We start from the raw sequence: 7,302 nt of genomic DNA, 5'->3' as shown, positions 1-7,302 counted from the left end.
TCATCGGGCACCAACCGTCGCGACAACTCATCAACCACGAACCAAGATCATGCCCGCAAACCCCACCAAGATCCAAACGAGACACGCTCTTAGCCGGGCGATGCGAAGTGCAGCGCCACCGGCTCGCGGCCGGTGGCGAGGTAGCCTCGGCCGGGCGGGCCGCTGAGGTACTGGTCCGCCTCAAGTGCCAGGTTGTGGGCGACGGAGACCGTGCGCCCTGCCGGGGTGAGCACGATCCGGGCGCCTGCGGACATGATGGCGTTGATCAGGCGTGCCAAAGGGCTGGGGAACCCGCCGAGCACCGGTGTGGCATCCACGGTGAGAACCAGGGCCCGGCGGCCGCGGGCGCCGGGGTGGCTGATGTCGTCCAGCAGTGTCGGGCTGTCGGCGAACCCCTGCTGGGTGGGCAGGATCGTGACGTGGTCGGCGTCGTCGAGGACTACTGCATAGGGCTCGTCGCCGAAGGTTTCCGCCTCCTCGCGCAGCCTGGTGTCCGCAATGGTCACATCGGTGAGCACACGGATACCTGGGTCGTCCGGAAGCGTGCGGGCCAGTGGTGAACGGGGCGGGGAAACGGCGAGCACGCCGATTCCCGCTCGGCGCAAGGATTCGGCGACGGCGGCGGCCGCCGTGGTCTTCCCCGACTCGGCCGGACCGGATACCAGGAGCAAGTGATGCCTGCCGTGAAACAGGTCCAGGCCGATGGTGGCGTTGTCGGCGCCACCCACGCCGAGCGGAATCCAGGTTGACGAGGGCAGCGGATCCGGAAGCGTTAGTCCGCTCAGCGGCACCCGCGCGGGGATCGGCGGGAACTGCTTGGGCGCCCGAACCGGGTCTAAGTCCCGGATCTCGTTGCCCCGCACCGGTAAGCAGATCTGCACGTGCAGCCCGGTCGCCGCATCGACGGCCCTGCCGGGCAGGGACGGTGGGCTGGTCATCGCCGCAGGCAGGTGCATGCGGCGCGTCTCTTCCTTCGGGAAGGGCAGCAGCAGCCGCCGGGAATACAGGGCGGGAAGCTTGTGGTCGAGCATGTCCTGGCCGCCGATCGCCACGATGTGGATCCCAAGCGGGGCTCCCTTGGTGATGATCTCGCGCATGGTCATGACCAGGGACGTCGGCGTGAACGCCGGATCGCTGTGGTCCTCGAAGTGTTCCCATCCGTCGATCACGACCACTATGCGCGGCGAGTCGTTGCCGACGGTGCGGCGTTGGGTCTCCTGGCCAAGCCACATCACCAGGCGACGTATGCGCTCGGGCTGCGACGGAGCGAAAACTCCGCCGCAGTGCGGCAAGTTCTCGACGGCGGACAGCCCACCCGGATAGCGCTCGACGATGTACAGGTGGACCTCATCAGCTCTGAACCGAGCTGCGATAGTGGTGATCAGGGTGCGGGCGAACGTGGTGCGACCAGATTGCGGGCCACCGGCGACCATCAGCCGGTCACTGCCGGCCAGGTCGAGGAAGTCCGCCGGCTGGGCCTGCTGCTTGGGCGAATCCATCAGACCGAATGGCGCGGCGCCCGGCGGCGATGCGGCGGTCTGGCTTCCGGCCAGGGAATCGAGCGTCAGCGTCGCGGGCAGCGGTGGCAGCAGCGGCCGGAACGGCCGTGGCAGGTCCGCTTCGCGGGCCGCTTGCTCGATCGCCCGGATGGCCAATTACTGATCGGTCGGCGTGTCGCTGTGGCCGGCCGGTTCGGCCTCCCTGGCGACGCCGAGGTCGGTCCAGGTCAGGGCCCGCAGCCGGGCTGGCGCGAGGCCGCTAGAAGGTGGTGCGCCGAGATATCCGGACTGGAACGGCAGGGGAATGCGGGACTCGGCCGTGGTGCACACAATCAGGCCGCGGCCGCGAAGCGCACCGGGAAGTTCCGCGGCATCGGGCACCCCGAGCACCTCCGTGCTGTCCGCAGGCTCGTTCTGCCTCAGGCTGATCCGCAGGGAGATGTTGTTCTTCAGTTCGGGTGAGAGCTTGCCCTGCAGCGACTGCGTCGCCAGCACGAGATGCATGCCCAGCGAGCGTCCCTTAGCAGCGACGCCGACCAGTTCCTTGATGAAGTCCTGGGAGCTGTCCAGCACTCTGGCGAACTCGTCGAAGATCATCACCAGGCGTGGCAGCGGTGGCAGGTCCGGGCTGGTACGGGCCCGTTGCCAATACTTGTCGATCTCGCCTTCGTAGCGGGCGAGCAACGACTCTCGCCGGCTCACTTCGGCGCGGATCGACGAGAGGGTGCGGGCGGCCGCGGCCTCATCGAAGACCTCGGCCACCGTCTCGCCGGTGGACCGGATCAGGGCGGTGACGTGGGGGCAGTGCCGGAACGGCAGGAAGGCGCTGCCACCTTTGAAGTCCACTAGCACCAGGTTGAGTTCGTCCGGTCGGTTGGTCAGCAGCAGGGACGTGACCAGGGTCTGCAGCAAGATGCTCTTACCTGCCCCGGTCGCGCCGCCGAGCATCGTGTGCGGGCCTTGCACCGCGAGGTCGACGCTCACCGGGCCGTTGGCGTCCGCACCCAGCACCACGCGAGTGCGGGGGCCTCGGCTCTCTCCCCACTCGGCCAGGACTTCCGCCGCGGTCGGCGTGGAAATACCCAGCAGGTCGAGGAATCGCACGGTGCCCGGAATGGCATTCTGCGCGGTCGCGAGTGTCAGCCGGTCGCGCATCGGAGCGAGTGCCCTGGCCAGCCGCGTGGCGGTCTCCTCGTCGAGTCCGTCGGGCTCGACCTTGAGCGCGCGGTCGTCGCGGGACCTGGTCAGCCGCGGGGGCTTGGTGTCCACCTCGCACATGCCGTAGCACTCGTTCATGCCTTGCCGGTCGGCACACAACGCGTAGACACCGACCGACGGGCCGTCGCGCAGAATCTCGTTCATTCCTGGTAGGTCGCGCAGAGCGAGAGCGCCGTCCAGCACGACGACCACTTCGTCACCGGACCAGCCGCCGGAGGCGCTGCGGCGCTCCGCCTTCCGGGCGGCGATGAGGGTTCGGAGTTCCTGCACGCGGGCAGCGCGAGTGTCCCGGGTGTTGCCGATCCGGCACGGGGCCTCGGCGCCGGCATCGAGGTGTGGCAGCCAACGGGCCCAGGTCAGCGAACGGTCTTGTCCCGCGGTGATCATCACGAGCCGCAGGTCGTCCGGCGCGCGCAGGGTGGCGAGCTGGATCACCAGCCAGCGCAACAACGCCCGTGCCCGCTCGCCACTGCCGACCACGCCGAAAACCCCCGTGGCCCGAAGGTCCACAGTGGCCGGTGCGGAGCGCAGCAGCGGCCGCTGGAAGCCCTGCCACGGCTCACCGCGCACAGTCACGGACGCGGGCTGATCGGCCACTCCCACCCTGAGCACCAGACCGTTGGCCATGTCGGCGCGCCGAGTCCACAGGTCAGATCGCTCCCCGGCCGCGGTCGCCGCGATCTCCGCAGGGCCCGGTGATCGCTGATGACGCACCTTCTGCTCGGCCGCGATGTGATCATTGATCTTGCCGGTGGCCGCATTGGCGGCCGCCGCGAAGGTCTGCGTCCGCTCGTTCTGCTGCCGTTCCTGCGCGGCCGAGGTCAACCAGTAACCGAGCAACCCGATCAACCCGAACCAGAGCAGGCTCGGCGACGACATCAGCACGGCCAGCACCACGGCACCCCCGATCGGCAGGAAGGTCGCCAGCGCCGTCAGGCTGTTGTCCGCCGGCGCCGCCTGCCGGACCGGGAGCTGCACCTCCATGGACGGAATGGCCGGGGCCCTGGTGAACGCCCTGTTGAACTCCACTCTCCCGTCCGCGCTGCGCTGCCCCCGGAGCGTTCCACCAGGATGCGGTGTCCAACTCAGCTCGTCGGTGCCGATCCGCAGGACGCTTCGCGGCCTCAGTTCGACCTTGCCGGTGACCCGGGAGCCGCCGACGAACGTTCCGTTCGTCGAGCCGCAGTCCACGACCAGGACCTTGCCATCCCGGGAGACTTCCAGACGGGCGTGTTCGTTGCGGGACACGTCGAAATCCCGCAAACACACCGCCGCGCTGGAACGCCTCGCCACTACATGCTCCCCCGGGGCCAGCGGCACCGCCAAACCGGCATCCGGGCCGTTGCCGACGCGGAGCACGCCGACGGAGTCGTCCCCGGTTCCGGTCGGTATCGGCCGGAACACCGGCCCTGGCGCGCCGATGCTGATGACAGCGCCGTGCAACAAGGGGCTTTGCGCGAACGTGGCCAGCGGATCCAGCTGGGCGGCCCCGACGAAGCACGCCCGGTCGCTGGCAGTCGGCAGCGAGGACAAGATCGAACCCACGCTGCTACCGGGATCGGCGATCACCTCGACGTCTTGACTCGCCGAGGTCTCGGGGTCGCGGATGGTCATCCGGACGATCACCGGCCGCCCCTGACCAACCGATACACCACCGTTCACCTCATCAACGAACAATGATCACGCGGCCCCAACCAAGCTTAGGCGCCAAAGTGTAGATCAGGAAAACCCATCTTCGGCCTGACTCACGAAAATCGAACGAGCGACTACGGTCGACCTACCCCTACGCCGCGCCCGCCGCGTCTCACCAGGGTGGATGGGGTTATCGGCAAGGGCAGGTGGTAGAAAGCGCGGAGGCGAACCGCGTCGATCGACATCGCGACACCATCGACGATGTTCAGCGATCTCAACGTCGAGGGGGAGATGACCGGATGTCCGTCCACGTCGTGGTCGGCAAGGGGCCGATCGGCACGGCCACGGCGAGCCTGCTCGCAGAACGAGGCCATCGGGTTCGCTTGATCAGCCGTTCCGGCGGCCCCGCCGAAGGCCCGATCGAACACGTCGCGCTGGATGCCGGTGACGCCGGGCGGCTCTCCGAGGCCAGCGCCGACGCGGTGGCCATCTACAACTGCGCCGCTCCGCCCTACCACCGGTGGGTCCAGGACTGGCCGCGGTTGTCGGCAGGCCTGCTCGACGCCGCCGAACGCACCGGCGCGGTCCTGATCCTCACCGGCAACCTCTACGCGTACGGCCCGACGGACGCTCCCATGACCGAAGATCTCCCGCTGAGCGCCCGATTCCGCAAGGGCGAGGCCCGGGCCCGCGTCTGGCGGGACGCCCTGGCCCGCCACCAGGAGGGGCGCGTCCGCGTGACGGAAGCACGCGCGTCCGACTTCATCGGCCCCGGCGTGACGGCGGGCGGTCACCTGGCCGAGCGCGTCGTGCCCAAGCTGCTGCGGGGCCGGCCCATCCAGGTCCTCGGCGACCCGGACGCGGCGCACAGCTGGACCTACGCGCCCGACGTCGCGCGCACCCTGGTCCGGCTGGCCCTGGAAGAACGGGCCTGGGGCCGCGCATGGCACGTCCCCACCGCGCCTCCCGTGTCCGCGCGCCACGCCATCGAGGAAATGTGCCGAATCGCCGGACTCTCGGCGCCCCGCGTGTCCGCCATGCCGTGGTGGGCACTACAGGCAATCGGCCTGGTCTCCCCACTGGTTCGCGAACTGCACGAGATCCGCTACCAGTTCGACGCACCATTCGTGATCGACTCCAGCGCCTACACGAAAACGTTCGAAGAGGAACCCACCCCGACCGAAGAAGCACTCGCGGCAACCGTCGAGTGGTGGCAGCAGAAACTCGCCATCCAAAGCTGAAGCCGCACAAGCGGTTGGGCGTGCAATCGCCGTTCACGCCCACTGCGGCCGGTAGCCCAGTTCCTGCCCGAGGAGTTCGGCCAGCATCGTCCGCGCCTGCGCTTGGTCGAGCAGTGGCGCGCGCACGGCTCTCAGCCCGCTGACGGCCATCGCCATCGTCACGATGGTCTGCGCGCCGGCGACCGGATCCCGGTCGCCGCGGAAGGCACCGGCAGCGCGCCCTGCCGCGATCACGTCCGCGAGACAGTCACGGCAGGACCGGAACACCCTCGCGTAGACCTCGGCGAACTCGGGGTCGAATTGCGCCTCGTGCCAGCCGTCTGACCAGATCTGCACGTGCGACTCGCGACCCGGCGGGATCAGGTCCTGATCTCCCCGGACTTCCAGCGCAGTTGGGCCACGGCTTGGCCGGCACGCAGCGGCGAGTGCAGGCCGGCGGCTACGAGCCGCTTGCAACGGTCGGCTTCCTGCCGAGCGGCACGAAATGACCACCGGTAACCGAATTGTCGCTGTCGGGCACCGGGTTCATCGCCCGCGACAACGACGTGCTCTGCGTCGAAGCGGCCGAGGGGACACGGGTCATCCGGCATCCTGGTGACGTCCGCGGTCCGAGCGGTGGCGAGGATTCAGCGCTTGCGACGCGGAGGCGGCGCAGTGGACTCGCGCACCACCAGTGAATGCGCCGTGGTGCGGCGGCGAGGCCGGGCCGACGGCTGCTTCAACGCGAGGAGCAACGCCTGCTCACCCATTTCCGCCATCGGCAACCGCACCGTCGTCAAGGCCGGCGACAGGTGCTCCGCGACGGCCACGTCGTCAAAGCCCGCCACCGAAATGTCCTTCGGCACAGCCATTCCGCGCGCTCGCAGGGCCGCGAGGACACCGATCGCCATGTCGTCGTTGAGCGCGATCACCGCAGTCACGTCGGGGTGGTCGTCGAGGACGCGCTGCATGGCCAGCGTGCCGCCATCGCGCGTGAACGCCTCCTCGATGACAGGAATGTCCTCAATCGACAGTCCGGCCGCTTCCAGTGCCTGCGCGGCACCCGCTAGGCGATCGGCCACCGTGGTCAGGATTCGGGGGCCGGTGACGACGGCGATCCGCCGGTGCCCCAGCGAGAGCACGTGTTCGGTGATCGATCGACCGCCGGCGGTGTTGTCCGGCAGCACCGCGTCGGTGCCGAGGTGGTGGCGTCCGATCACCGCGACGCGGCCGCCGGTTTCCTGGAACGCCAGGAGGTCCTGCTTCACCGACGCCTGCATCCGCGCGTCCACGAAACCCGAGCCTGCGACGATGATCGCCCGGACCCGGTTGGCGATTAGCGTGCGGACCTGGACGAGCTCGCTCTCCGGGTCGCGCCCGGTGTGGCAGATCTGCACGGTCAGGCCCTGCTCCGCGCCGACGCGCAGCACCCCGCTCGCGATCTCGGTGAAGTAAGGGTCGCCGATCTCGTGCACGAGCAGCCCGACGCTCGTGCTCGCCCCGCCGGCCAGCGTGCGGGCGTGCACGTTGGCGACGTAGCCCATCTGCGCGGCGACCTCGCGCACCCGCTGGGCAATGGCGTCGCTGACGCCCGCGGACCCGGACAACGCCCGCGACGCAGCCGCGATCGACACCCCGGCCCGCTCCGCGACGTCGATGAGCCTGAGCCTCGCGCGTTGCTGCGGCATCCGTGACCCCTTCCGCTCCGGTCCGCCCCGCGGACCGCGCCCACC

At 69.4% G+C, this 7,302-nt stretch carries 5 protein-coding genes; 1 reads left to right on the top strand and 4 read right to left on the bottom strand.

The window, feature by feature from the left end; all coding sequences use genetic code 11:
* Positions 1 to 89: 89 nt before the first annotated feature.
* Both AB0I53_RS43070 and AB0I53_RS43065 read right to left on the bottom strand, forming a co-directional pair.
* Positions 90 to 1,655: an FtsK/SpoIIIE domain-containing protein gene (locus AB0I53_RS43070; protein WP_358615241.1), complete on the bottom strand. Its 1,566-nt coding sequence runs from the start codon at positions 1,653 to 1,655 to the stop codon at positions 90 to 92.
* Complete coding sequence (locus tag AB0I53_RS43065) at positions 1,656 to 4,331, bottom strand: FtsK/SpoIIIE domain-containing protein (RefSeq protein ID WP_358615239.1); 2,676 nt, start codon at positions 4,329 to 4,331, stop codon at positions 1,656 to 1,658.
* A gap of 317 nt (positions 4,332 to 4,648) precedes the next feature.
* Here AB0I53_RS43065 and AB0I53_RS43060 point away from each other — a divergent pair, with 317 nt between their 5' ends.
* Entirely contained in the window at positions 4,649 to 5,590 is a 942-nt protein-coding gene (locus AB0I53_RS43060; protein WP_358615237.1) for an NAD-dependent epimerase/dehydratase family protein, read from the top strand.
* 33 nt (positions 5,591 to 5,623) lie between these two features.
* Here the strand turns inward: AB0I53_RS43060 and AB0I53_RS43055 are convergent, their stop codons facing one another.
* Both AB0I53_RS43055 and AB0I53_RS43050 read right to left on the bottom strand, forming a co-directional pair.
* The gene (locus AB0I53_RS43055) at positions 5,624 to 6,082 is read right to left on the bottom strand and encodes a TetR family transcriptional regulator C-terminal domain-containing protein (protein WP_358615235.1); all 459 of its coding nucleotides are present in this window, start codon (positions 6,080 to 6,082) and stop codon (positions 5,624 to 5,626) included.
* 134 nt (positions 6,083 to 6,216) lie between these two features.
* Positions 6,217 to 7,257, bottom strand: a complete 1,041-nt coding sequence (locus AB0I53_RS43050; protein ID WP_358615233.1) for a LacI family DNA-binding transcriptional regulator — start codon at positions 7,255 to 7,257, stop codon at positions 6,217 to 6,219.
* Positions 7,258 to 7,302 lie beyond the last annotated feature (45 nt).

This window comes from Saccharopolyspora sp. NPDC050389, from assembly GCF_040655595.1.
GTDB lineage: Bacteria > Actinomycetota > Actinomycetes > Mycobacteriales > Pseudonocardiaceae > Saccharopolyspora.
This window is presented reverse-complemented; position numbering and strand designations above follow the sequence as displayed.

Coding starts and splice junctions, on each gene's coding strand:
- AB0I53_RS43065 (WP_358615239.1), bottom strand. CDS start 4,331: ATGACCATCCGCGACCCCGAGACCTCGGCGAGTCAAGACGTCGAGGTG.
- AB0I53_RS43060 (WP_358615237.1), top strand. CDS start 4,649: ATGTCCGTCCACGTCGTGGTCGGCAAGGGGCCGATCGGCACGGCCACG.
- AB0I53_RS43050 (WP_358615233.1), bottom strand. CDS start 7,257: ATGCCGCAGCAACGCGCGAGGCTCAGGCTCATCGACGTCGCGGAGCGG.